Source organism: Bacillus cereus group sp. TH152-1LC (genome assembly GCF_027710505.1).
Classification (GTDB): domain Bacteria; phylum Bacillota; class Bacilli; order Bacillales; family Bacillaceae_G; genus Bacillus_A; species Bacillus_A mobilis.
In genome coordinates, this window is the sequence record NZ_JAQFNK010000005.1 from 100123 (window position 1) to 123757 (window position 23635).

Below are 23635 nucleotides of genomic sequence, written 5' to 3' on the forward strand. Positions count from 1 at the left end.
GTACGTGTTTTTTTAATAAATGCTTTCCGAAAATTAAAAAGTGCGTTATAATCCTTCTATAAAATAAATAGTTAGCTACACTCATATAATCGCGGGGATATGGCCTGCAAGTTTCTACCGAAGTACCGTAAATACTTTGACTATGAGTGAGGACGAATATATTTGCTTGTTTAGCATTCTTTTTTGCGAAACTCCAAAAGCGCGTCTCTCACTTGTAACGAGTGGTGGCGGCTTTTGGAGTTTTTTATTGCATAAGAGGGGGAACAAACATGAAAGTATTACAAGAAAAGATTTTGAACGAAGGAAAGGTTTTATCTGGTGACGTATTAAAGGTAGATGCATTTTTAAATCATCAAATTGACCCAGTACTTATGCAAGAGATCGGAAAAGAATTTGCTAAACGTTTTAAAGAAGAGAACATTACAAAAATCGTGACGATTGAATCTTCAGGCATTGCACCAGCAGTTATGGCTGCATTAGAGCTTGGTGTAAAAGTAATCTTTGCAAGAAAACGTAAATCGTTAACGTTACAAGATAATATGTACGTTGCAAACGTATACTCATTTACGAAACAAGAAACGAATGAAATTTCATTATCTCGAAATCATATCGATGAAACTGATCGCGTTTTAATTATCGATGACTTTTTAGCAAACGGTCAGGCTGCTTTAGGTTTAATGAGTTTAGTAGAGCAAGCAGGAGCAAGTATTGCAGGTATTGGTATTGTTATTGAAAAAGCATTTCAAGATGGAGGAAAGAAGCTTCGTGAACAAGGAGTTCGTGTTGAGTCACTAGCAGAAATTGCATCACTTGATAACGGCACAGTTACATTTGTACAGCATGAAACTGCGGAGGTGAAATAAGCGATGAAGCAACATCCATTTAAAATCGCATCGCTTGGTATGCAGCATATGCTTGCTATGTATGCTGGTGCAATTATCGTCCCGCTTATTGTGGGCGGTGGACTTGGTTTAAATCAAAAAGAGTTAACATATTTAGTCTCAATTGATTTATTAATGTGCGGCGTTGCGACAATTTTACAAGCATTATCAAATCGCTTTTTCGGTATTGGACTCCCAGTTGTACTTGGTTGTACATTTACAGCGGTTGGGCCGATGATTGCAATCGGAAAACAATACGGCGTGTCTTCTATTTATGGAGCAATTATTGCTGCGGGGTTATTCGTAGTTATTTTTGCGAAATTATTTGGAAAGCTTGTAAAACTGTTTCCACCAGTTGTAACAGGATCTGTCGTTACCGTAATTGGAGTTACACTTGTTCCAGCAGCAATTAATGATATGGCTGGAGGAGTAGGAAGCAAGGATTTCGGTAGTCTAGAAAATTTAGCATTAGCATTTGGTGTGTTACTATTTATTATCATTATGTATCGTTTCTTTGACGGATTTATCCGTTCAATCTCTATTTTACTAGGTCTTTTATTTGGTACAATCGTTGCAGCATTTATGGGGAAAGTAAGCTTGCAAGCGGTTGGAGAGGCTGATTGGTTCCATGGTATTGAGCCATTTTACTTCGGTACACCAACATTTGAATTGACGCCAATTATTACGATGATTTTAGTTGCTTGCGTAGGGATTGTAGAAGCAACAGGTGTTTATTTTGCATTATCTGATATTTGTAATAAAAAAATCGGTGAAAAAGAATTAACAAAAGGGTATCGTGCAGAAGGATTAGCGATGGTGTTAGGTGGTATTTTTAACGCGTTCCCATATACAACATATTCTCAAAACGTAGGACTTGTTCAATTAACTGGAGTAAGAAATCGCGTTATTATTTATACTTGTGGTGGTATGTTAATCGTTCTTGGGTTCATTCCAAAAATCGCAGCTATTACAACAATCATTCCGAAATCAGTACTTGGCGGTGCAATGTTAGCAATGTTCGGTATGGTAATGGCATATGGTATTAAAATGTTAAGTAGTGTTGATTTTGGAAGACAAGAAAATTTATTAATCGTTGCATGTTCTGTTGGGATTGGGCTTGGAGTTACAGTCGTTCCTACTTTATTCTCACAACTTCCTGAAAATATTCGTATTTTAACAGATAACGGAATTGTACTTGGAAGTGCGTCAGCAGTACTTTTAAATATTGTATTTAATATGGTGCCGCAGCGTAAAGCGAAAGTAAAAGAAGAGCCAGTTTCTATACAAAGTGCAGTAAGAGAAGCGTAAAAAAAGCAAGGTCTCGTTATGAGACCTTGCTTTTCTTTTTAAGTGGCATCATTTTCCCGTACGTACCAAGACGCCAAATGTACTCAAGTGGCCCGTATTGATAACGTGACAGCCACCAGCGGCTAATAAAGATTTGTAACGTGTAGAAACCGATGCAGAATAGTGGTCCTACCCATAATGGAGCAAGATAATCATTTTTGAACAATAGTCCGAATACAAGTAACGTAACAATTGTATGCGAGATGTAATTTGTTAACGCCATTCTACCAACGTATTGGAACGGACGTAATAATGTTTGCCATTTTTCTTTTTGTAATAAACGCATAAGCGTGAAAATGTAGAAGATGAATAATGTCTTTCCGCTAAACATTGTAAAGGCCTGCATATAAATTGGTTCATAAGATGGTTTTGATAAGAAATAACGGACCATGAAGAACCACATTGGCAATGTTAAAATGAACATAATAATTTGCCATTTTTTAAGCTTTGGATCTAACTCTTTCGTACGGCGGAAAATATCCTTTTTACCGGCATATAAACCAAGTAAAAATAGCCCAACTGTTTCTGGGAGCATGAATACGTTTAGTCCAATTCCATCAGCATAAAATGCATGGAAACGATTTTGTATTTGTGACACCCAGTCTTCAAGTGGCATGATTGGTAAGGATAACCCAAGTTCCTCCTTTGGCATGAAGGCAATACCAATACTAGCAATTAGCATAAGAAACTGAAAAATACTTAATAAAACGATTGCCCATATTAAAATGGTACGCGGTTCTCTCTTATAAAATAAAAATAAGAAAAATCCAGCGATTGCATACGTATGTAAAATGTCTCCGTCCCATAAAAGAACGTAATGTAAGAAACCAAATAATAATAAAATAAGTAAGCGACGAACAAATAAAGTTTTTGGACGATCGGTTTTCGCTTCAGCACGAGTCATAAAAATATAAAAGCCTAGGCCAAATAAAAACGAAAAGATAGTATAAAACTTTGTTTGAATAAACATATCGTAGAACAGACGGATATAGCTACCTAGCCCCTCATAAACTCCTGAAAGATCACGTGAGTCAATCCCAGCGATAACAGGCCAGTTAACAAGAAAAATACCTAGTACAGCTATTCCTCTAATAATATCGATGGAGTGTATCCTCTCGCCTTGTGAAATATTTTGTGTCATTATTTTCCTCCTTGTTAATTAATTCCCTTTTATTATACAAAATGTAAGATGGAGGGTATAGGGTAGATTTCCATTTTTTTTAACTATTAAGTTGCGTAGTATGAGATATAATAAGAGTGCACAACAAGTTTTAACCTTCTTCAAAACAGGCAGTAAAGCTCCTTCTTATAAGGGGCTTTCTTTATGAAAAGTGTTGATAATGATTCTCTTTAATGATAAAATGTATTCAAAAGTGATAATCATTATCAAAAAAGGTTGGTGCATGAGTATGGTATATGCATTAGTAGCAGGTACAGTCGCTGTATATGCAGTTATTGCAAAGTATGTTTTAAATGGAGTAGGAACAGCAAAATGAGTAATATGACATAAAATCCCTTTCATTTGTAAAAAGAATGAAAGGGATTTTTTATTTTTAATGAGAATATGCTGAAAATTTAGTATGATAGTAAAGTGAAACTGTAATCAATGGGCAGGGGTAACTCTCACTGATTACGAGCTCGCAAATAGCGGGTATAGTATATACATCTTGGATAAAGGGGAACAAGGGGATGACAAACATAGTACAGACAAACGGTATGAAAAAACTTGTTTGTTTTTATGAAGAGTGGCAAAAACACGGCGATGCAGAGAATAGTTTAAAGTTGTTTGAGGTGATTCAAAAATATAAACAAGAGCAGCTTATGATAGCGTTCTGCGGTCACTTCTCTGCAGGGAAATCAACGATGATGAATCATCTATATAAAGCGCAGTTATTACCGACAAGTCCAATTCCGACAAGTGCTAACGTTGTCAAAATTGAAAAAGGGATGGATCGTGTTGTTGTAACAGTTAAATCTGGAGAACAGTACGAGTATGACGGTGCATATTCAGCTGAAGAGTTAAAACAAATTTGTAAAGACGGTGATGAGGTAATTGGTGTTCATATTTATCGGAATGATGCGCCAATTCCTGAAGGTGTTATGTTAGTTGATACACCAGGGATTGATTCAACAGATGATGCCCACCAACTAGCGACAGAATCAACGCTGCATCTAGCAGACGTAATTTTTTATATGATGGATTATAATCACGTCCAATCGGAAGTGAATTTACAATTTGTTAAAGAATTGAAACAACGTAATAAAACGGTTTATCTCGTTGTAAATCAAATAGATAAACATAAAGAAAATGAATTATCGTTTGAGGATTATAAAGATAGTGTAAAACAATCGTTCTCTAACTGGGATATTGAAGTAGATGGAGTGTATTATACTTCATTACGAATGATGAACCATACACATAATGAAATTGGAAGCTTAGAAACATTAATTACTTCTATTATGAAAGAAAAAGAGCAGTATGTAAGAGATGGAATGGAGCGAGAAACAGAATATTTAATGGGGGAACATTTCTCGTATATTCTTTCTGAAAATGAAAAAGCTCTTTTGAAATATGAGGAAGAATTAGCATCACCGCTTTCCATTTCAGAGATAGTTGAAAAGAAAGAAGAGCTAACGGAAACTAAACATCGCGAGGCTAGTAAAGAATCTCATGTGAGAAACGAATTTATAAAAGGATTACAAGCTATATTAGATAACGCGTATTTAATGCCATTTGAAATGAGAGAATTGGCAAATGCGTATTTAGAAACGAAATTAACTAAGTTTAAGGTCGGTTTGCTATTTGCGAAAGGAAAGACGGAGCAAGAAAAACAGAGACGTTTAGATGATTTTTATTCTGCCTTGCAAAAGACTGTTGAAACGCAACTTGATTTCCATGTGAAAGAATTTATTGTTGCCTTCTTAAAAGAAGAAGGATTGTTTACAGAGGAAATTGGGAAAGACATATATGCATTAGAAATTGCTTTTGGACCAGAAATGTTAGCTGAAGTCATTAAACAAGGTGCAGGTTTCACAGGTGATTACTTACTTCTTTATACAGCGGATGTAGCGAATGAACTGAAGAAACGTTATTTTACAAAAGCACGGCAAATTTTTGATAAAAGTGCAGTGGTTTTAAAGCAAAAGGTGAAGGAAGAAGTTACTCGTATTGAAGAAGAGATAGAAAAATATACGATGTTGCAAACAGCAAAAGAAACGAAGTTGCAATACAGTAACAATTTGGAGGCATATGAAAGTTATTTGCAAAATGTTTGGCACGAGCGTATTGCTACACCAGAAGGATTGCAAATAGAGGAGATATTGCAAAGTAAAACACAAATTGTTAGTGAGAAATTCACACTACAAGAACAGGAAAGCGTAAACAGTAACGTAATGGCTCGTGAGGAAGAGATAAAAGGAACGGCAGCTTTAAATATTCAGCGTATATTAGAGCAAGTGAAGAAAGCTGAAACGATATTAGAGCCATTGCCAGCGCTGAAACACGTACAGCAAGAGGTAATAGAAAAAAGGCGTCGTGTGGAAACGAAACAATTTACAGTAGCGTTATTCGGAGCTTTTAGTGCTGGGAAATCATCATTTGCCAATGCATTGCTTGGTGAGAAGGTACTTCCTGTGTCACCAAATCCGACGACGGCAACGATTAATCAAATTTTGCCAGTTACAGAGGAAAAACCACACGGAACAGTAATCGTGCAATTTAAATCAAAGCAAGCTCTATTAGAAGATATGAAAGCTGTTTATAAGCTGTTTCATTATGAGATTACTACGTTAGATGAAGCGTTAGCACAAATTGATAAAGTTATGAAATATCCTTCACCAACTGGGAAGCAAAAAACAACATTTAGCTTTTTACGAGCGGTACAAAAAGGGTATGGTACGGTTTCTGCTCATTTAGGAGAGCAAGTACAAGTTACATTAGAAGAGTTTTCTGATTATGTAGCGAATGAAGAAAAATCATGTTTTGTCGAGTACATGGAGCTGTATTATGATTGTGCTTTAACAAGGCAAGGAGTAGCGCTTGTAGACACACCTGGAGCGGATTCCATTAATGCCCGCCATACGGATGTTGCGTTCCAGTATATTAAAAACGCAGATGCTATTTTATTTGTAACGTATTATAATCATGTGTTCTCTCGTGCTGACCGTGAATTCTTAATTCAGCTTGGTCGTGTAAAGGATACGTTTGCTCTTGATAAAATGTTCTTCTTAATTAATGCGGCCGATTTAGCAGAGTCTGAAGAAGAACTTGAAATGGTAAAAGGGTATATAGCAGATCAGCTATTGCAATACGGTATTAGAAATCCACGTTTATTCGCAATTTCAAGTTTATGTGCGCTTGAAGAGAAACAAGGAAAGAATATTGAAAAAGAGAAGTACGGTATTTTACAAAACTCTGGGATTGCTAAGTTCGAGGAATCATTTACATCCTTTATGATGAGAGATTTAATGCTCGTATCTGTTCATGCTTTATATGGTGCATTGCAAGGAGCAGATCAGCTTTTAGTAAATATGATAAATGGTGCAAAACAAGGGAATGAAGAGAAAGAGAAGCAAACGAAAAAATATGAAGCAGAGCGTGATCAACTACTTCATATTATTTCATCATATAGTGTGCTTGCTGAAGAGCAGGCGATGCAAAATGAAGTGAAAGAATTGCTGTATTACGTGCACCAGCGTCTATTCCTACGCTATAACGATGTGTTTACTGAATTTATTAATCCAGCATCGCTGCGAACGGATGGAAATGTGAAAGTGCAGTTGCAACAGTGCGTTATGGAATTAGTAGCATTTATTCAGCATGATTTATTACAAGAAATGCGTGCGACATCATTACGTCTTGAAAAATGGATAGATGAAGCGATGAAACGTGCAAAGAATGAAATTGTGGTGAACTGTAAAGTAGAAAATGAATCAATTTCTATGAATGGAACAGTGGATTATGAATATAAAGATATTACACATAAAGAACCGTTCCCTTCAGTTGAAATAAAAGATTTCAAAAAAGCATTGGCACATTTTAAAAATGAAAAAAGCTTTTTTGAAAAAAATGATAAAGCTTCCATGCAAGAAGAGGCTAAAGTTGTATTAGAGCCTTTCGTATCAAACTATGTAGCTGATGAAAAAGATTTATTTGTTCATCATTATGAGCAAGAATGGGATATGAAATGGAACTTATTCCAAAAAGTGATGCAGCAAGATGTGATGAACTATTATGAAAGTATATTATTTGCATTGGCTGAAACGATTGATGTATCACTATATGAACAAAGTAAAGAACAATTGCGAAAGCAGTTAGTGGAGATTGAAAAAGAAATTTATGTGATCTAGTCGTTATGAGAAAAAGATTCGTTCAATTTTCTTTTGCAGTACTGTATCTAAAGATTTGACAAACCCAGCAAATTCATCGGTAGAAATCATATGAGTAAGAACGAGTCGTCTGCCGTCTGGTGTTTCACCGCATAAGACGAATGAAGAAAATTCATATGTTTTGTTTTCTACTACTAATTTTGGATAGGAATACGTGTCGCTTTTCTTCTTCTTTCCATCAATAGAGATGACGTTGCACTTTTTCTCATTGTTGTCCATGGTGAATCCCTCCTTTCTATTACTTATGGTAGACAAGGAGGGATTAGAACAATAGAGAAAGGGGAATTTTTTATGAATGTAGTAATAGAGTATATTTCGCAAGAAGCTATACCGAAACCTTTATTATTGCTTGCTGATCCAAGTGAGCAGCAAATTGATTCATATGTACAAAGAGGCTTAACATATGTAGCTAAGCAAGAGGAGAGAGTTATCGGTGTATATGTTCTTTTGGAAACAAGGCCGAAGACGATGGAAATTATGAATATTGCGGTTGTAGAGCATTTGCAAGGAAATGGGATTGGAAAGAAGCTAGTGAGTCATGCCATAGAAACTGCTAAAGGATATGGTATGTCAAAGCTTGAAATTGGTACAGGCAATTCTAGTGTTTCACAACTTGCTTTATATCAAAAATGTGGATTTCGTATTTTTTCTATTGATTTTGATTACTTTTCGAAGCATTATGAAGAAGAGATTATTGAAAATGGGATTGTATGCCGTGATATGATTCGGCTTGCAATGGAATTGAATCAGAACGTATAACTTATTTAGGGGGAAGAGAAGATGGAAGTACATAAAGCAATTACAGCACATTCTCGTAAACAAAATGAAAGTGTAAAAGCATGTTTACAATTAGATGCGCAGCGTGAAGCAGCTATTGAAGCAGCCGTATCTCTTGCGTCAAATGGGAAAGAATTTTCGGTTGATGTCATTAATGTTGTAACAAAGCAAATTAATGCTCTTGCAAAAAATGGTGTTACCTTGCAGCGTAAATATGTTACAGAAGAAATGGTTATGGAGTATGTAAGTCGTTTGCAAGAGAAAGAAGGTCGTTAAAGATGATAGTTACAGTCGAATGGTTACGAGAGCATATAGAAGATGAGAATGTCCGTATAATCGATTGTCGTTTTGATTTAGCGAATCCTAATTGGGGTAGAGAAAAGTATGAGGAAGAACATATTCCTCATGCGTTATATTTTGATTTAAATTTAGATTTATCTAGTCCTGTAACAGAACATGGTGGTCGCCATCCATTGCCGAATATTGAGGAATTTGCAGACAAGCTTTCGCAAGCTGGTATTGACGAACATACGACAGTAATTGCATATGACAGTCAAGCGGGTGCAAATGCTTCTCGTCTCTGGTGGTTATTAAACTATGTAGGACATGAGAAAGTATATATATTAGATGGCGGATTTCCAGCTTGGAAAGAGAATGGACTACCGATAACAACGGAAATTCCTGTTGCTATACGAAAAACATTCAAAGCAAATGTACAAGCTCATATGGTTGTAACGATGGAAACGGTCAGAGAGAATATTCATGCAGGTGCAGATGTTACGTTAATTGATTCTAGAGAGCCAAAACGATATGCAGGTGTAGAGGAATTAGTTGATCCAAAAGCAGGGCATATTCCGACAGCAGTAAATTATTTTTGGAAGGATGGAATTGTCCAATCAGGACAATTTAAGAATGAAGCTGGGCAACAAGAACGATTCCAAAATCTTTCGAAAGATAAGGAAACAATTGTATATTGTGGTTCTGGCGTTACAGCATGTCCAAATATTCTTGCATTGAAATTAGCTGGATTCCAGAATGTTAAATTGTATGCAGGTAGCTGGAGTGATTGGATTTCTTATCCAGAAAATCAAATTGCAAAAGAAGAAGATTAATCACTTGCATGCAAAAATAATTTGTATTAAAATAAGGTCACAAGCAAGAAATTGCTCGAAAAACTTTGTATTTTACACATTGGAAACAATGTGATAATATAACGACAAGTAAATAATACATCCTGCGGTGTACGTAACTTATTTATGTCTAAAACCGATGTTAGTTATACGGAAGCTCAATATTTAGCGACCATCATCAAGCCTTCCTTGTGGAGGAAGATGTACGGTAACTGTGAGGGCATCCACCTGCGAGTAGCGGGTTTTTGGACATTTACGAGGAGCGGCACGTGCGGGGGTCTTATTTCAACTAACATTATATAAAATTCCTACGGTGTACGTAGCTTATGTATGTCTTAAACCAATAAGTTTAATATGGAAGTTCAATATTTAAATGTAGCTAACATGCCATCTTTTTAAGAAGGACGTTACAAACATTTGTGAGAGCATCCACCTGTGAGAGCAGGTTTATGGACATCTAGAGAGAACGGCATATGTGGGGCTAAATAAAAACCTTGCGTTTTATACGTAAGGTTTTTTTGTTGCATAAATATATCCATGTTATCTCGCTTTAATGGGCAGTAAGACCCTCACCTCAAAATTTAGCGAAAGCAAAGAAGTTAGGTGGGGGGGCGGGCTGCCCATAAAAGTCCGATTGGTGAGGGGTAATAATCAGTGGGGGATGAAGAAAACCCCCACTGATTAAAGTTTCACTTTATCTCGATTCACCTGTGAAGTTTCCATAATAAATATAGCACTTTCTGTCTTCATCAATCTCTCTTGAATCTAAAGTGAACTCCATATGCGTGCCGTCGCGCTTAATATATATAATATCTGAATGAAGAGATGGCAAAATTTCTTCATAGTTCCATACATCTTTACTTTCAATCAAGTTTGAACTCGTATCCTTTAGCTCTCTAATTTCAAAACCGATGTGGAAGTAAGTAGGATCTGAAGGATCGTTAGAAAAGGTTTCTTGTTGAATATATATAACTGCTGTGCCGTCTGGATCTACTGAAGTTGCAGTAACAACATATGTATTTTTATCTTTTATAAAGTATTCACAAGTCATGCGTGCGATGATTTCAGGATTAGAAATATTTGCGTAGTTCCATAAAGCAGGATACCCTTTCGTTTCATCATTAAGTCGATATTCTAAGCGCATTTTATCCCTCTTTTTCCTTTTTCTTCTACTTTATCATGCCATCCTATATAATAGGAATAGAATTTAAAAAGGGGAGTGCGAAGGTGAAAAAAACGAAATGGCTAGTAAGTGGTGTTGTAACGTCTTTAATGACTGGCACCTTATTTGGCTGCGCACAAGATCTTCCCCCAAAACCGAATGATAATAGTTGTTCAGATTGGGATTGGGATGATGAACTTGGGGTATGGCAGTGTGATGATAGTAGTTCAGGTTATCGTGGACATTATTTCTATGGTGGGCGATACTATCAAAATAAATCCACTTTTAAAAATTCATCGGCGTTTAAATCGTATCAATCGTCTGCGGAATTTAAAGGGGGAATTGGAAGCGGTTCAAAGGGAGGATTTGGGGGCTAACATATGTCGCAATACATAAGGGATCGAAAAGAGTTTTATTCGATATATCCGGATTTCTGGTCGGATTTATATGAATGTGAGTATAGTTTATTTCATGTTTTCTCGATAACAAATGAGACTAGGAAACAATTACAAGTAGCAACTGAACGAATGGGGAAAATATTTTTCAAGACTGCTAGACTTTTACGTCATTTAAGTGACGAACAGCTTCTTGAACTTGGATTTCCTCCTGCGAGCTTATCCTTCATTAGAATGAAAGGATTATATCCTGAATCTGTTATTTCGCGTTTTGATTTCGTTTTAACAGGTGATAACCGAATTAAAATGCTTGAGTTTAATAGTGATACACCAACTTTTATTATGGAATGCTTTCGAATGAATGGAAAAGTTTGTGAAAAGCAAGGCTATGATGATCCGAACTTGGGGCGAGAACGATTACTATCTTCTGGTGTTACAAAAGCTGTTATGGAAGCGATAAAGGGAATAGACAACCCAAATGTTGTTTTTACAGCACATCATGAACATATTGAGGATTGGAATACGACTATGTATTTGAGTCAGTTATGCCATGTTGAAAATAAAGTAGTGCCAATGACAGAACTTAGAATTACAAAAGATGCTTTAGTCGATAGCGATGGAGTACCGATTGATGTTTTGTATCGCCAAACATATCCAATAGAAGATTTAATTGAGGACCAAGATCCTGAAACAGGAGATTTGGTAGGTGTGGAACTGTTGCAACTTGTAAAAGAAGGGAAGCTTTTTATTGTTAATCCTATATCGGCATTTTTACTTCAGCCAAAATCAATTCAGTGTCTCATTTGGGGGCTAGCAGAAGAAGATGCTTTTTATACAAATGAGGAACAACAGTGGATTAAAGAATATATGTTACCTACATATTTAGAACCAGATTTATTTTTAGGAAAAAGTTCTTTCGTTCAAAAACCTTCATTTGGTAGAGAAGGGGACACAATTACCGTTCGCGATAAGGACGAAAATATTATGATTCAAAATGTACACCAAACGTATAAAGCGTCACTGCCAATATTTCAAAAGTATACAGAACTTCCAGTCGTATCCTTGGAAACAGAGAAAGGGACGGAAAAACTGTCGTATGTGTTTGGTTCGTTTTTAATTGCTGGAAAAGCGAGTAGTATCGGCATTCGCGCTGGGGAAAAAATTACGGGGAATGAATCGTACTATTTACCAGTAGGGATAAAAAGGAGGAAAGTATATGATTAATTTTTTATTATATTTAGCAGTAACACTTGGACTTTTATGCATTGGTCTTTTCCTGATGGAAGTGACAACGAAAGTAAAAGAATTTAAGTTAATGGCTCAAGGAAATAAGGCGGTAAGCTATGTACTTGGAGGGCGATTACTTGGGTTAGCTATTGTTTTATATTCGACAGCAGCTAATTCTATTTCACTTCTTGATATGGTTTCGTGGGGAGCAGTTGGTATTTTGGCTCAAATTATCGTTTATTATTTAGCTGAGTGGCTTACACCACGCTTTAATATAAACAAAAGTCTCGAAGAAGATAATCAAGCAGTCGGTCTTTTTCTTATGTTTTTATCGCTTTCCATTGGGATTGTAATTGCTGGTTGTATAACTTATTAAAAACTTTACGTCACAACGTGAAGTTTTTTATTTTATACACGTTAGTTCGCCATACCTTTTGAAAAAATTGTAGGCTACTGTTGACATCTATTTTAAATAAGAGTAACATTTTCTATGTAATAAAAATAAGTCTCTGTTAGGTGAGGCTCCTGTATAGAGAAATGCTACTGCCCAAAAATGTCGAGAGACGCCAATGGGTCAACAGGAATGATCGAATTAAGGTTTTTCTTAACGTAGCTGGTAATGTACCTATGCTATACAGTGCTAAAACTCGGCGAGGGAGAGGTCCGTAGATTTCTAATTGTATTAGGAATCGTTTATTTGTGTATGTCATGACCTTTACTCTTTTCGGAGTAAGGGTCTTTTTGTTACAAAGCTATGAGTAACTTCATAGAATAAACTATAAAATTAAACGAGGAGGTGAGGAGCATGTCAAATTCTGACTCGGTTCCGTTACCCATATACTTCAAATCAAAAATATATGATGTAGGCAGGAAACGACTTGTTCCTCCCTCTATATTTATCATAATGTAGCGTTTATATGCATGTTTAAGCGCTAGACACTGTTACGGTAAAGTGGATAAATTGAGAAACAAAGCGTTTCTTCCTATGTTGTACAGGAGGAGACGATAATATGTTATATGCAAACAAAACTGTGGGTAACACGTCATATAAATTAAGTAAAAAATCAATGAAAGAACAAACAATGCTTCAAAAAAATAAAGATTTATTAATTGAAATCGCAACGAGAGATGTAAAATCTGTATTTGCATATTTTAAAACAACAAGAGATGGATTATCTATGAAAGAGGCACAAAAACGTATTCAAGTATACGGCCGAAATGAATTAACTTCAAAAAGAGCGCGTATTGCGGAAGTAATGATGAAGCTAAGTGGAATGATTCCAGGTTTTTCAAAACAACATGTGCGTGATGGATCACAATGTGAGAAAATTACTGTGTCTCGAGTAGAGTGTTCTAGTGTAACAGGGTTAAACGGTGAATTAAAAATGATGAATTTGCCAGTACAAGAGCTTGTTCCTGGTGACATGATTTTTCTTTCAGAAGGTGATATAGTACCAGCGGATGTACGTATCATTTACGCGAATGATTTATTAGTAAATGAATCTGTGCTAACAGGAAAAGATACAAATATTGAGAAATTTGAAAGCTGCTATCACCTTGAGCGCAAAAGGTTTATTCCTTTAAAACGAATGAAAGATTATAATCCACTTGAACTTGAAAATGTATGTTTCAAAGGGACGTATATTGTTGGCGGAAATGCAAAGGCTGTAGTTGTTTCGACTGGGAAAAATACGTATTCAGGAATTCTTCATACTTGTTGTAGTAGAATGTCTTAATGTGTAAATGATGCTAAATATACAAAAACAATGTATAATAGACAAAGTTGAAAAAACGTAGAATGGTAATCTATTTATATAACCTTACGTGATGACGTGAGGTTATTATTTTTTGTAGTAGGAGAGGGATTATGAAAAAAGTATTATTAGTTGATGGTATGGCACTATTATTTCGTGCTTTTTACGCAACAAGCGTCTACGGACAATTTATGAAACGACAAGATGGTACCCCTACAAACGGGATTCATGGTTATATGAAACATTTATTAACAGCTATGCAAGCAATTGAACCGACACATATCGTAACATGCTGGGATATGGGTAGTACGACATTTAGAACAGAATCGTTCTCAAATTATAAAGCGAATCGTGCAGCGCCGCCTGAAGAATTAATTCCGCAATTTGATTTAGTACAAGAAATGACTGCGAAATTGTCTATTCCAGTTATCGGTATGAAAGGGTATGAAGCGGATGATTGTATCGGTACGCTTGCAAAACAATACTGCAATGAAGCAGAAGTATATATTTTAACAGGCGATACGGATTTACTTCAGCTTGTTGATAAGAACGTTACAGTTATGCTCTTGCGCAAAGGAATTGGAAATTACGAATATTATACACCAGAGAAGATCATGGAAGAAAAAGGTGTGGAGCCTTGGCAAATCGTGCATGCGAAAGCATTCATGGGAGATACGAGCGATAATTACCCAGGTGTAAAAGGTATCGGGGAAAAAACAGCGTATAAACTGATTCAAGAGCACGGAACAGTAGCAACTGTACTAGAAAATGTAGCATCATTAACGAAAGCGCAGCGTACAAAGATTGAAAGTGATTTAGAGAACTTAAATATTTCATTACAATTAGCACAAATTCACTGTGAAGTGCCAATTTCATGTTCACTAGAAGAAGGATTACACACAATGGATGAAGAAAAACTTAGATTCGTTTGTGAAGAAATGAATTGGGGAAGACCTGAAATATTAATCAATATGCTATAAATAGTTTTGAAAGAAGGATGTTGTATAAGTCAAACTTTGACTTATACAACATCCTTCTTTTTGTTTTTTCGAACAGTATCGTAGTAAATAAAATTATATCGAACTAAATTTTAAGTATATAAATGTTTCGACAAAAATATTGATAGAAGTTGATGACGATAGAAACTTTTATAATAAAATGAAGCAATTTCAAAATGGTTTTAGGGTGATTAAATTTTTGTGTGTTCACAAAGTTGTCAGAAAATAAACGTAATTTTCATATGAAGTTCAAATAGAATTCACAACAATCAATTATTATAAGAACAACCAGATAATTCTTTATCTTTTATATAAACCATCCCCCAAGGAGGAAATGAAAATGCGAAAAAAAGTGCGAAAATCTTTTAAACAATTATTAATTGAAAATAAACAAACACTATTAAATAATAAAGAAAATATGAAAGAAATTGAAGAGAGAATTGAGAAACGACATGTAGCATATAGTGGTGCCAATAATTAAATAAAATAAAAAAGATAGCCTTTAAAGGCTATCTTTTTTATTTTATATTGAAAAAACTTTATTCTTCTCTTTAATTTTGCAACTATGCAAGATATTTTTATAGTGTTTTTCTGTCAATATTATTCATTTTTCGAGGTTGTAATTGGTATATATCAATTTTGAAAATTCGCTATTCATAATATTACAAAAAATGTTACAATACATTCAAAATTACGCTATAAAATCATTTTAATATGAAAAATTGGAATGAAAAGAAAGGAGAGGAATATGAATAATGGTGTCGCTTTGAAATGATTATTATCATTTCAGTAGGAGTTGATGTAAAACGATGGATAGGTATGAAGAACTGGATTCTATACGAGGAATTTCTTCATTGATAGTAATGATTGGCCATCATTTAATGATTTTTTCAGTATTTCAAAATTACAGTTATGAAGATAATAAACCATTTGTTATTTATCTATTAAAAGAAACACCTGCTCGTCTAATTTTTAGTAGTGGTAACGAATCTGTTATTATCTTTTTTGTTTTGAGTGGATTTGTTTTGTATAAGTCCATTCAAAAAAACTACGATAGCTATGGATCATTCCTTTTGAAGCGTATATCTAGAATCTATATTCCATATATCGTAGCAATAAGTATAGCTATTTTATGCCAGACTACAATGAGTAAATATGGTATTTCTAATTTAAGTGAATGGTTTAATCGCTCATGGACGATTGAAAGTTCTTTAAGCTTAATCGCACAACATATTTTATTGATTGGGAAATATAATACAGATGCATATAACGGCGTAATTTGGTCACTTGTTCATGAAATGCGAATATCGATAATTTTTCCGTTAGTTTTGATGGTTTGTTTACGAAAAACGTTGAGGTATTCATTATTGTCATTGTTTAGTTTTAGTATATGTTCTGTCGTGATTTTATTTTTATTTCACTCAAGTTTAACATTAACTAGTTATGCATTAACTCTGCATTACACAGTGCTGTTTTTACTAGGAGCACTAGTTGCGAAATATAAAAATAATTTAATAGTTTTTTATAGTAATCGTACTAAAAATGAGAAAATTGCATGGTTTTTATTTGCGATTTTACTTTATATGTATGAAGGGCTTGTTGGAGAAATTAATTTACTTAATAATTTTATATTTCGAGACTACGTAGTAGCGATAAGTGCATGTTTATTTGTCATATTAAGCTTGTCAGTATCAACTTTGTCATCCTTGCTACGTAATAAATACTTGTTATATTTAGGGAAGATTTCTTACAGTCTTTATTTATACCACATCATATCTTTATTTTCCCTAGTGTATATGCTTCATGAAATATTTCCGTTACCCATTGTTTTAATGTTATCGCTCATTCTTTCGTTTATACTAGCAATAATTTCTTATTTGTTTGTAGAAAAATTTGCATTCAGGATCGGAAAGTATATAACAAAGCAATCGAATTTAGAAAAGAAAAGACTATCTGTAGAAAGTGAGTTGCAGGATGTCATTCAAACAAAGGCGGTGAAATAATTGAAGCAAGAAATTAGTATGAAGGATTTTCAGCAGCTATTGAAAAGAAGAGTAGTAACAATTATTTTGACGGTGTGTTGTGTAACAGTTTCTTTAATTCTTATTTCTATGTATGTATTAAAGCCTTCGTATCAATATTCAACGCAAATTCTCGTTGGGAATTTAGATGGGTTTAATAAGGAAAATGCAGTGAATAAAACACAGGAAAATAAGCAACTTGTAACGTCGTATGTTGATATATTAAAAAGTCCACTCATTATCTCAACGGTTAAAAAAAATTTACAATTAGAGCAATCAATTTATGAATTAGCACAAAAAATTTCAGTGGTGAATATGGACAACTCTCAAATCGTTACTGTTACAGTAAAAGATTCAGATCCTACAATCGTCAAAGAAATTGTAAAGTCATTGGCAGAACAATCTCAAAAAAGCTTTCAACAGTATACGAATGTACAGGGGATAAAAATATTAACTGACCCTGAGTTACAGGAAAAAGCTGAAAAGTTGTTTCCGAAATTGCAACTTATTATCCCTATCTCTTTAATTGTTAGTTTTTTTGTTGGAATAGGTTTAGCTGTATTTCGAGATTATTTTGATGAGCGTATATACGTGGAACAAGATTTAGAGAAAATAACAACAGTATCTGTTATTGGTCACATAAATATGGAACCGAAAAGAAAAAAGAAATCTACAGAAATTGATACGAAATCATCTGTATATCGAGGTGAACATGTCGATGTTTAAGACAAAGAAACAACTTTCATTTGATCCGCATGATGTACTAATGAAAGAGCAGTTTTATACGGTGTATCACGAGTTGAAAAAATCGGGAAAACAAGTGTTCACGGTTAGTTCAACGAAGGATAGGGGCGTTGTTGCCTCACTTATAGTCAATATAGGGTTAGTGTTTGCAGAAATGAAAAAAAAGGTGTTACTTATCGATGTGAATTTTTCCGATCCTAAGCTACATCTATTATTAGAAAGCAACCATACGAAAACAGTGAATGATATAATAAGCGATCCCTCCTGTAGTTATGCAACTTTTTCTAGTAATTTATCTAAATACTTATATTGTATTCCTGCCAAAAAAACAGTACACACCGGTACACCTTTAGTTGCTACGGATGAATTTGATCATGTAATTGCGAAGTGGAAAGAAGATTTTGATTATATTTTCTTGTATTCCTCTGAAGTATTTGAGCTTCCTGCTACGCACATGATTGCAGGGAAATGCGATGGAGTGGTCTTAGCAGTCAAAAAGAGAAAAGATTCCCTACGTACGGTGCAAAAAGTGATAGCAAATATAAAGAGGAAAGAATGTGAATTAATAGGTATAGTTTTATATTCTTGAATGTGGGGGTAACGATCTATGATTCGTGAAACAAACCAAGCCAAGTTGTATACGATTCCGTCTCAAGAAAAGACCAGTATTCTGAATCGAAGTATAAAGCGCTTGTTTGATATTATATTTTCACTCATATTGTTACTAGTAACGCTACCAATTATGTTGTTCTTTTGTATTATGATTGCTTTAGAAACAGCAGGAGCTCCAATTTATTTTCAAGAACGTTTAGGGATTAATGGAAGGAAATTTAATGTATTTAAATTAAGGTCGATGGTAAAAGATGCTGAAATAAATGGACCACAATGGGCAAATGAAAATGATCCAAGGATTACTAAAGTTGGATCGTTTATAAGGAAAACGAGAATTGATGAGTTACCGCAACTTTTAAATATTTTAAAAGGTGATATGTCTTTTGTCGGACCAAGACCAGAGAGAGAGTATTTTTATAAACAATTTGATACGTATATTCCAGAATTCAAGGATCGTTTAATAGTGAAGCCAGGGTTAACAGGATGGGCACAAATAAATGGAGGATATAATCTTGATCCGAAAGAAAAGTTGAAATTGGATATGGAGTATATTGAAATGAAAACGATTAAGATGGACATTCGGATTTTATGTAAAACCGTTTTAATAGTATTGAACGGTAATGGTGCAAGATAAATATATGTAAGTAGGTTGCTTGCAAAGGAGAGCAGGTATGGGAAGATCTATTGTTAATAATATTATCCATCTATTTTATAGCACGATTTTAGCTAATCTTCTTCAGGCTGTGAGTTTAATTGCTTTAGCAAATTTTTTAAATGCACAAAATTATGGGATGTTTAGTGTTGCCATAGCAGTGACGTTTGTTATGTTATTTTTTACAGATTTAGGACTTACAAATACGTTTCTTCGAGAAGGCGCAAAAGATGGAGTAGACTTAGAGACGATTTTATCATCGTATATAAAAGTAAGGATGATTTTACTTATTTTTATTTCTATAATCGGCTATATTGCTATTCATTATATGTATGCGGATAGAAATTTGATTTATATGATGATAAACGTAATGTTTTTCATGTTAATAGGATTAACTTGGCAAAATATAGGGATTGCCTACTTTCAGCTAACGGAGCGTATGAAGTACATAGCGCTTATTAAAGTTGTATCAGCAGCAGTTGTCATTATCATTACATGTTTTTGTATTCTCGGAGAGTTACCAGTTTATATAACTGCTCGTTTATATGGATTTGGTTATATGATCGGTGGTGTATTCAGCATATATGTAATGAAAAGAATGACGAGTATGAATATGAAAGTCGTAATTCATAAAGCGTTATTTTGGCAATTGACACCTTTTATTATTAGTGGGTTTTTAATAATGAGTACGCCACAATTAGCACCTATCTTACTTAACTATACATTGCCATTAAGTATGGTAGGTGTTTTCGCAGTGGCATATCGGATGCCAGCAGCTTTATATCAAGTGCCAGGGGTGATTGCAGGTGCATTTTATCCAGTACTCTTTAGGCATTATAATCAGAATAATTTAGAAGAGCATACGAAATTAAACTTACTTCAAATAAAATCAATGGCGATTGTGGGAATATGTATGACGATAGGTTTATATCATTTAGCGCCATACTTTATTTCTATATTTTTTCAGGAAGAATGGAGAAATGCAGTAGAGCCACTCCAAATATTATCATTTCTCATTGTGCTGCAAAGTTTAAATATTGCTATAGCTGACGGCTTAACAACGAGTGGACGTCAAAATAAAAGAACGGTTGTGCAATGTATAGCATTAGTGATAGGTGGGATTATGCTTTATAGCTTTAGTAGTATTGGTGGAGTGATAGGAGCGGCTTATGCTATGGTTTTATTTGAAATTGTAGCTTTAGTTGGGTATATAGCAGTAAGTGTAGTGAAGGGGAAAATTGTATTTCAAATTGTAATACCTTATACAATTTATTTTGGCGTAACTTTTATTGGAGTGCAATATATATTGCATACATATCATTTCATTGCACTCGTTCTTAATACGTTAATCGTAGTAGTGGGTATATTCCTATATGATTATGAGCTGAAAAAACTTCTTCTTTCGTTTATAAAAAAAACACGCAAAAAGGATTATATTACGAAACAGGGGATATAGCCTATGGAAAATAATATGAAAATATCGATGAAATGGATTATGCTCTTAATATTATTTGTCATGTTAAGTAAATACAACATATATATTGGATTTTCGCTGAAGATATATATGATTTTTTTAGTCATATATTTTTGTTTAACAGTTAAAAACTTTCATATTCAAAAGCTATATTTTCATGAAATTGTATTTTTATTATTTTATTTCATCTATTGTTTCAGTGGAATTCTTTCTATATATTTACATGCTAGTATTCGTATGATTTTTGGTGTGCTACTTGTTTTAGGGTGTTATTTTATAATGAGAAATTTAGTAGGAAATGTTGAAATAGCAACACTTGAATCATCTATTGTCTATGTGGGAATTATATTCAATATTGTAAGCCTAATACTGTATATAGTCGGTTTACAGCACTTTGGATTGTACGGTGGAGAAGAAAGAGAAACCTTTGCTGGACTATTAGTTGATAGAGGGTATCCAAGATTGATTGGTTTGCTAGATGATCCTAACATTTTTATTTTTTACAATACAATATTTTTTATGTATTATATGACAAACCTACATAATATGACGAACATTTTAGGATTGATTTTATGTGTTACGACAAGTTTATTAACTTTTTCAAGGGGAGGAATATTAGCACTTGTGCTCGTCGTTTTTGTATATGTATGTACATCTAGTTTTGCAAAAAAAATAAAAATAATAATGAGTTTACTATTATTTGGTGTAGTAATTTTTAGTTTATCAAATAGTGTAATGGGTGGCCAATTGGATGACATATTGAATAAACGAATTTCTGATTTTTCGCACGATAATGGAAGTGGAAGATTTACATTATGGGAAGCTGCTTTTAAATATTATTTATCCAATCCATATATCGGAATCGGTGCGTTTAATTTTTCGAATTATTATGAGTTTCAATTTAACGAAAAATTATATGTGCACAATACCTTTTTAGAAATTTTGTCTGAATCGGGTACAATTGGTTTTCTTTTATACAGCGCTTTTTTATTCGTATTAATGGTCAAGTTAACGCAGTATACTCTGTTTCGTGAAAAACCGTATCTTTTATTGACTATGATTGCATTTTTATTTCAGATGATGTCATTGTCACTCATTATTAACGAAGCGTTTTTTTTATTTTTAGCTATGGTTGTGAAGTACATTTCAATATATGAAGGAAGGGGAAAGGTAGATGGTAAAATGTCTATCAGCACATAATAAGGCGCCTCATGTTTCTGTAATAACACCTTCTTATAATAGTATACGATTTATAGGTGAGACGATTGTATCTGTACAGAATCAGTCATATGAAAATTGGGAAATGATTATCGTTGATGACGCTTCAACTGACCAATCTCTTGCAAAAATTAAAGAAATAATAGAAGGGGACTCGCGTATTAGACTAATATCATTAAAAGAAAATGTCGGTGCTGCTAAAGCTCGGAATTTAGCGATTGAAGAGGCGAGAGGAAGATATATTGCTTTTTTAGATAGCGATGATATATGGTTGCCACATAAATTGAAAACGCAATTGTTATTTATGGAAAAAATGAATGCGGCCTTTTCATATGCATCGTATAGTTTAATTGATGAAAACGGTAACGGACTAAATCGAGAAGTGAATGTACCAAAATCTGTTGACTATCATCGTTTGGCAGGAAATACAATTATCGGTTGTTTAACAGTAATGATTGATCGTGAAAAAATTCCGCATATTGAAATGCCTAATGTGCAGCCGGAAGATACAGCGCTATGGCTAAACTTATTACATGAAGGGCATGAGGCGAAAGGAATACAGCAAGTGTTAGCGAAGTATAGAATTGTAGAAAATTCTGTTTCGAGAAATAAAATGAGAGCGGCTTTTCGGTATTGGAAATTATTAAAGGAACAAAAACGACTGAATACAGCGCAAATCTTTTACTATTTTAGTAAGTATGCTTTTCATGCCTATAGAAAAAATAAAATTAATGTAGTTGGGAAGACGCAATTATGAATATATTGTTGATGACAGACAAATTGATAATTGGAGGAGCTGAAAGTTATTTCTGTAAATTGGAAAGCAATTTGCGTGATGAGAACTTTACAGTTTATACAGCTGCTGGTGATGGAGAACTATATGAATCTCTTACTAGAAAAGAAAATTTCATGTTGCTTAGTCGATGGAATCATTTGAGAAATATTTATTACTTAAGAAGAGAAATATGTGAACGAAAGATAGAACTTATTCATGCCAATAGTTTACGAATGGTCTTATATTCCTTTTTGCTTCAAAAGTTTATGAAAAAAAAGATAAAAGTCGTGTATACGAAACATAATGTAACGATATTAGAAAAGAAAATGCCAATTCTTTTTCGTTATTTCATGAATAAATATGTGAACAATATTATTACAGTAAGTGAGTTTGAAAAAAATAATTTAATTTCAATGCATGTAGCTGCAGAAAAAATAAAGACAATTTATAACGGTGTAGATATTGAAAAGTTCTTATTCCAGCAGAAAAAGACCGAATCTACTTATCATGTAGGGATATTAGCTAGATTATCCAAAGAAAAAAACCATCAACTATTTGTAAAAATTGCAAATGTGTTGAAAAAGAGAGATGATTTTAAGTTTTATATTGCTGGTGATGGACCAGAGAGAGAGTCTATTATGAAAGAAATAGAAAAGTATGGATTGCAGCAAAATGTAAAGATGTTAGGGAATATTTCGGAACCACATGGATTTATAGGAAATATGGATGCCTTACTTTTATTATCTTTTCGTGAAGTGTTTCCGATGGTGGTAATTGAAGCGATGGCCACAGGGACACCAATTATTTCAATAGATGTCGGCGGAATAAATGAAGCGGTAATAGATGGAGAATCAGGTGTTTTGATATCTGAATATTGCGAATCGAGATTTGTAAGTGCGCTTGAGGAATTAAAAGAGAATGAAGAAAAGGTGAATGGTATTAGACTGAAAGCACGAGAGAAAGCAGAGAGATATTTCTCGTTAACTAAAATGATAGAAGAAACGAAAGATTTATATGAATTAAACAAATGACTTTAGAAGTCGTTTGTTTTTTTTATTATAGAAACTTTTAAGAGAAAAC

The 23635-nt window shown here is 34.0% G+C and carries 23 protein-coding genes, 2 other RNA genes and 2 riboswitches; of the genes, 22 read left to right on the forward strand and 3 right to left on the reverse strand.

The annotated features are described in order from the left end of the window. The first annotated feature begins 61 nt into the window (after positions 1–61). A riboswitch (purine riboswitch) is annotated at positions 62–163 on the forward strand. A gap of 106 nt (positions 164–269) precedes the next feature. Together PDL00_RS14860 and pbuX are read left to right on the forward strand one after the other, a co-directional pair. Then, the gene (locus PDL00_RS14860; protein ID WP_000866491.1) at positions 270–863 is read left to right on the forward strand and encodes a xanthine phosphoribosyltransferase; all 594 of its coding nucleotides are present in this window, start codon (positions 270–272) and stop codon (positions 861–863) included. A gap of 3 nt (positions 864–866) precedes the next feature. Beyond that, positions 867–2189: a xanthine permease PbuX gene (pbuX, locus tag PDL00_RS14865; RefSeq protein ID WP_242250760.1), complete on the forward strand. Its 1323-nt coding sequence runs from the start codon at positions 867–869 to the stop codon at positions 2187–2189. Positions 2190–2205: 16 nt separating this feature from the next. Here pbuX and PDL00_RS14870 read toward each other — a convergent pair whose 3' ends face one another. Beyond that, positions 2206–3369 carry a DUF418 domain-containing protein gene (locus tag PDL00_RS14870; RefSeq protein ID WP_270729785.1) on the reverse strand — a complete coding sequence of 388 codons (1164 nt, stop codon included), beginning with the start codon at positions 3367–3369 and terminating at the stop codon, positions 2206–2208. 548 nt (positions 3370–3917) lie between these two features. Here PDL00_RS14870 and PDL00_RS14875 point away from each other — a divergent pair. Further along, a complete protein-coding gene (locus tag PDL00_RS14875; RefSeq protein ID WP_242250762.1) occupies positions 3918–7577 on the forward strand; it encodes a dynamin family protein in 3660 nt (1219 codons plus the stop codon). 3 nt (positions 7578–7580) lie between these two features. On the opposite strand, the gene PDL00_RS14880 is transcribed toward PDL00_RS14875, so the two are convergent. Next, positions 7581–7835 carry a DUF3931 domain-containing protein gene (locus PDL00_RS14880; RefSeq protein ID WP_000369740.1) on the reverse strand — a complete coding sequence of 85 codons (255 nt, stop codon included), beginning with the start codon at positions 7833–7835 and terminating at the stop codon, positions 7581–7583. A gap of 72 nt (positions 7836–7907) precedes the next feature. Between PDL00_RS14880 and PDL00_RS14885 the strand changes: the two genes are divergently transcribed. From PDL00_RS14885 to ssrS (PDL00_RS14905), 5 genes are all read left to right on the forward strand, one after another. Beyond that, positions 7908–8375 (forward strand): GNAT family N-acetyltransferase, encoded by a 468-nt coding sequence (locus PDL00_RS14885; RefSeq protein ID WP_270729787.1) that lies wholly within the window; start codon positions 7908–7910, stop codon positions 8373–8375. Between the two features lie 21 nt (positions 8376–8396). Further along, entirely contained in the window at positions 8397–8669 is a 273-nt protein-coding gene (locus PDL00_RS14890; protein ID WP_016088583.1) for a YpbS family protein, read from the forward strand. Positions 8670–8671: 2 nt separating this feature from the next. Then, positions 8672–9505, forward strand: coding sequence for a sulfurtransferase (locus PDL00_RS14895; RefSeq protein WP_242250764.1), 834 nt, complete (start codon positions 8672–8674; stop codon positions 9503–9505). A gap of 116 nt (positions 9506–9621) precedes the next feature. After that, a non-coding RNA gene (ssrS, locus tag PDL00_RS14900) (6S RNA) lies at positions 9622–9804 on the forward strand. A gap of 21 nt (positions 9805–9825) precedes the next feature. Further along, positions 9826–10009, forward strand: a non-coding RNA gene (ssrS, locus tag PDL00_RS14905) — 6S RNA. Between the two features lie 208 nt (positions 10010–10217). On the opposite strand, the gene PDL00_RS14910 is transcribed toward ssrS (PDL00_RS14905), so the two are convergent. Further along, on the reverse strand, positions 10218–10667 hold the full coding sequence (locus PDL00_RS14910; RefSeq protein WP_242250765.1) for a hypothetical protein: 450 nt from the start codon (positions 10665–10667) through the stop codon (positions 10218–10220). 83 nt (positions 10668–10750) lie between these two features. Here PDL00_RS14910 and PDL00_RS14915 point away from each other — a divergent pair, with 83 nt between their 5' ends. The 14 genes from PDL00_RS14915 to PDL00_RS14980 all read left to right on the forward strand — a co-directional run bounded on the left by PDL00_RS14915 (position 10751) and on the right by PDL00_RS14980 (position 23586). Further along, the gene (locus PDL00_RS14915) at positions 10751–11062 is read left to right on the forward strand and encodes a hypothetical protein (RefSeq protein WP_270729793.1); all 312 of its coding nucleotides are present in this window, start codon (positions 10751–10753) and stop codon (positions 11060–11062) included. Positions 11063–11065: 3 nt separating this feature from the next. Next, positions 11066–12304 (forward strand): glutathionylspermidine synthase family protein, encoded by a 1239-nt coding sequence (locus PDL00_RS14920; protein WP_270729795.1) that lies wholly within the window; start codon positions 11066–11068, stop codon positions 12302–12304. Continuing rightward, positions 12297–12683 (forward strand): DUF350 domain-containing protein, encoded by a 387-nt coding sequence (locus tag PDL00_RS14925; RefSeq protein ID WP_000606861.1) that lies wholly within the window; start codon positions 12297–12299, stop codon positions 12681–12683. The genes PDL00_RS14920 and PDL00_RS14925 overlap by 8 nt, the downstream gene beginning before the upstream one ends. Positions 12684–12808: 125 nt before the next feature. Then, a riboswitch (M-box (ykoK) riboswitch) is annotated at positions 12809–12974 on the forward strand. A 343-nt stretch (positions 12975–13317) separates the two neighbouring features. Next, a complete protein-coding gene (locus PDL00_RS14930; RefSeq protein WP_063263214.1) occupies positions 13318–14043 on the forward strand; it encodes a P-type ATPase in 726 nt (241 codons plus the stop codon). A gap of 131 nt (positions 14044–14174) precedes the next feature. Beyond that, positions 14175–15041, forward strand: coding sequence for a 5'-3' exonuclease (locus tag PDL00_RS14935; protein ID WP_048527107.1), 867 nt, complete (start codon positions 14175–14177; stop codon positions 15039–15041). A gap of 358 nt (positions 15042–15399) precedes the next feature. Then, positions 15400–15540 carry an FbpB family small basic protein gene (locus PDL00_RS14940; protein ID WP_001228053.1) on the forward strand — a complete coding sequence of 47 codons (141 nt, stop codon included), beginning with the start codon at positions 15400–15402 and terminating at the stop codon, positions 15538–15540. Positions 15541–15868: 328 nt separating this feature from the next. Beyond that, positions 15869–17062, forward strand: a complete 1194-nt coding sequence (locus PDL00_RS14945) for an acyltransferase family protein (protein ID WP_270729798.1) — start codon at positions 15869–15871, stop codon at positions 17060–17062. Continuing rightward, the gene (locus PDL00_RS14950; protein ID WP_270729799.1) at positions 17063–17806 is read left to right on the forward strand and encodes a YveK family protein; all 744 of its coding nucleotides are present in this window, start codon (positions 17063–17065) and stop codon (positions 17804–17806) included. After that, positions 17793–18413: a CpsD/CapB family tyrosine-protein kinase gene (locus tag PDL00_RS14955; RefSeq protein ID WP_270729801.1), complete on the forward strand. Its 621-nt coding sequence runs from the start codon at positions 17793–17795 to the stop codon at positions 18411–18413. Before PDL00_RS14950 ends, PDL00_RS14955 begins: the two co-directional genes overlap by 14 nt. Positions 18414–18431: 18 nt before the next feature. Continuing rightward, on the forward strand, positions 18432–19070 hold the full coding sequence (locus tag PDL00_RS14960; protein ID WP_242250769.1) for a sugar transferase: 639 nt from the start codon (positions 18432–18434) through the stop codon (positions 19068–19070). Between the two features lie 37 nt (positions 19071–19107). Further along, positions 19108–20544: an oligosaccharide flippase family protein gene (locus PDL00_RS14965; RefSeq protein WP_242250770.1), complete on the forward strand. Its 1437-nt coding sequence runs from the start codon at positions 19108–19110 to the stop codon at positions 20542–20544. Positions 20545–20547: 3 nt separating this feature from the next. After that, positions 20548–21762 carry an O-antigen ligase family protein gene (locus PDL00_RS14970; RefSeq protein WP_242250771.1) on the forward strand — a complete coding sequence of 405 codons (1215 nt, stop codon included), beginning with the start codon at positions 20548–20550 and terminating at the stop codon, positions 21760–21762. Next, positions 21737–22537, forward strand: coding sequence for a glycosyltransferase family 2 protein (locus PDL00_RS14975; RefSeq protein ID WP_270729806.1), 801 nt, complete (start codon positions 21737–21739; stop codon positions 22535–22537). The genes PDL00_RS14970 and PDL00_RS14975 overlap by 26 nt, the downstream gene beginning before the upstream one ends. Then, a complete protein-coding gene (locus tag PDL00_RS14980) occupies positions 22534–23586 on the forward strand; it encodes a glycosyltransferase family 4 protein (protein WP_242250773.1) in 1053 nt (350 codons plus the stop codon). Before PDL00_RS14975 ends, PDL00_RS14980 begins: the two co-directional genes overlap by 4 nt. The last annotated feature ends 49 nt before the right edge of the window (positions 23587–23635 follow it).

Bases quoted from the DNA above. Each gene is read 5' to 3' on its own strand.
- PDL00_RS14860 (WP_000866491.1), top strand. From the start codon at position 270: ATGAAAGTATTACAAGAAAAGATTTTGAACGAAGGAAAGGTTTTATCT.
- pbuX (WP_242250760.1), top strand. From the start codon at position 867: ATGAAGCAACATCCATTTAAAATCGCATCGCTTGGTATGCAGCATATG.
- PDL00_RS14870 (WP_270729785.1), bottom strand. From the start codon at position 3,369: ATGACACAAAATATTTCACAAGGCGAGAGGATACACTCCATCGATATT.
- PDL00_RS14875 (WP_242250762.1), top strand. From the start codon at position 3,918: ATGACAAACATAGTACAGACAAACGGTATGAAAAAACTTGTTTGTTTT.
- PDL00_RS14880 (WP_000369740.1), bottom strand. From the start codon at position 7,835: ATGGACAACAATGAGAAAAAGTGCAACGTCATCTCTATTGATGGAAAG.
- PDL00_RS14885 (WP_270729787.1), top strand. From the start codon at position 7,908: ATGAATGTAGTAATAGAGTATATTTCGCAAGAAGCTATACCGAAACCT.
- PDL00_RS14890 (WP_016088583.1), top strand. From the start codon at position 8,397: ATGGAAGTACATAAAGCAATTACAGCACATTCTCGTAAACAAAATGAA.
- PDL00_RS14895 (WP_242250764.1), top strand. From the start codon at position 8,672: ATGATAGTTACAGTCGAATGGTTACGAGAGCATATAGAAGATGAGAAT.
- PDL00_RS14910 (WP_242250765.1), bottom strand. From the start codon at position 10,667: ATGCGCTTAGAATATCGACTTAATGATGAAACGAAAGGGTATCCTGCT.
- PDL00_RS14920 (WP_270729795.1), top strand. From the start codon at position 11,066: ATGTCGCAATACATAAGGGATCGAAAAGAGTTTTATTCGATATATCCG.
- PDL00_RS14925 (WP_000606861.1), top strand. From the start codon at position 12,297: ATGATTAATTTTTTATTATATTTAGCAGTAACACTTGGACTTTTATGC.
- PDL00_RS14930 (WP_063263214.1), top strand. From the start codon at position 13,318: ATGTTATATGCAAACAAAACTGTGGGTAACACGTCATATAAATTAAGT.
- PDL00_RS14935 (WP_048527107.1), top strand. From the start codon at position 14,175: ATGAAAAAAGTATTATTAGTTGATGGTATGGCACTATTATTTCGTGCT.
- PDL00_RS14940 (WP_001228053.1), top strand. From the start codon at position 15,400: ATGCGAAAAAAAGTGCGAAAATCTTTTAAACAATTATTAATTGAAAAT.
- PDL00_RS14945 (WP_270729798.1), top strand. From the start codon at position 15,869: ATGGATAGGTATGAAGAACTGGATTCTATACGAGGAATTTCTTCATTG.
- PDL00_RS14955 (WP_270729801.1), top strand. From the start codon at position 17,793: ATGTCGATGTTTAAGACAAAGAAACAACTTTCATTTGATCCGCATGAT.
- PDL00_RS14960 (WP_242250769.1), top strand. From the start codon at position 18,432: ATGATTCGTGAAACAAACCAAGCCAAGTTGTATACGATTCCGTCTCAA.
- PDL00_RS14965 (WP_242250770.1), top strand. From the start codon at position 19,108: ATGGGAAGATCTATTGTTAATAATATTATCCATCTATTTTATAGCACG.
- PDL00_RS14970 (WP_242250771.1), top strand. From the start codon at position 20,548: ATGGAAAATAATATGAAAATATCGATGAAATGGATTATGCTCTTAATA.
- PDL00_RS14975 (WP_270729806.1), top strand. From the start codon at position 21,737: ATGGTAAAATGTCTATCAGCACATAATAAGGCGCCTCATGTTTCTGTA.
- PDL00_RS14980 (WP_242250773.1), top strand. From the start codon at position 22,534: ATGAATATATTGTTGATGACAGACAAATTGATAATTGGAGGAGCTGAA.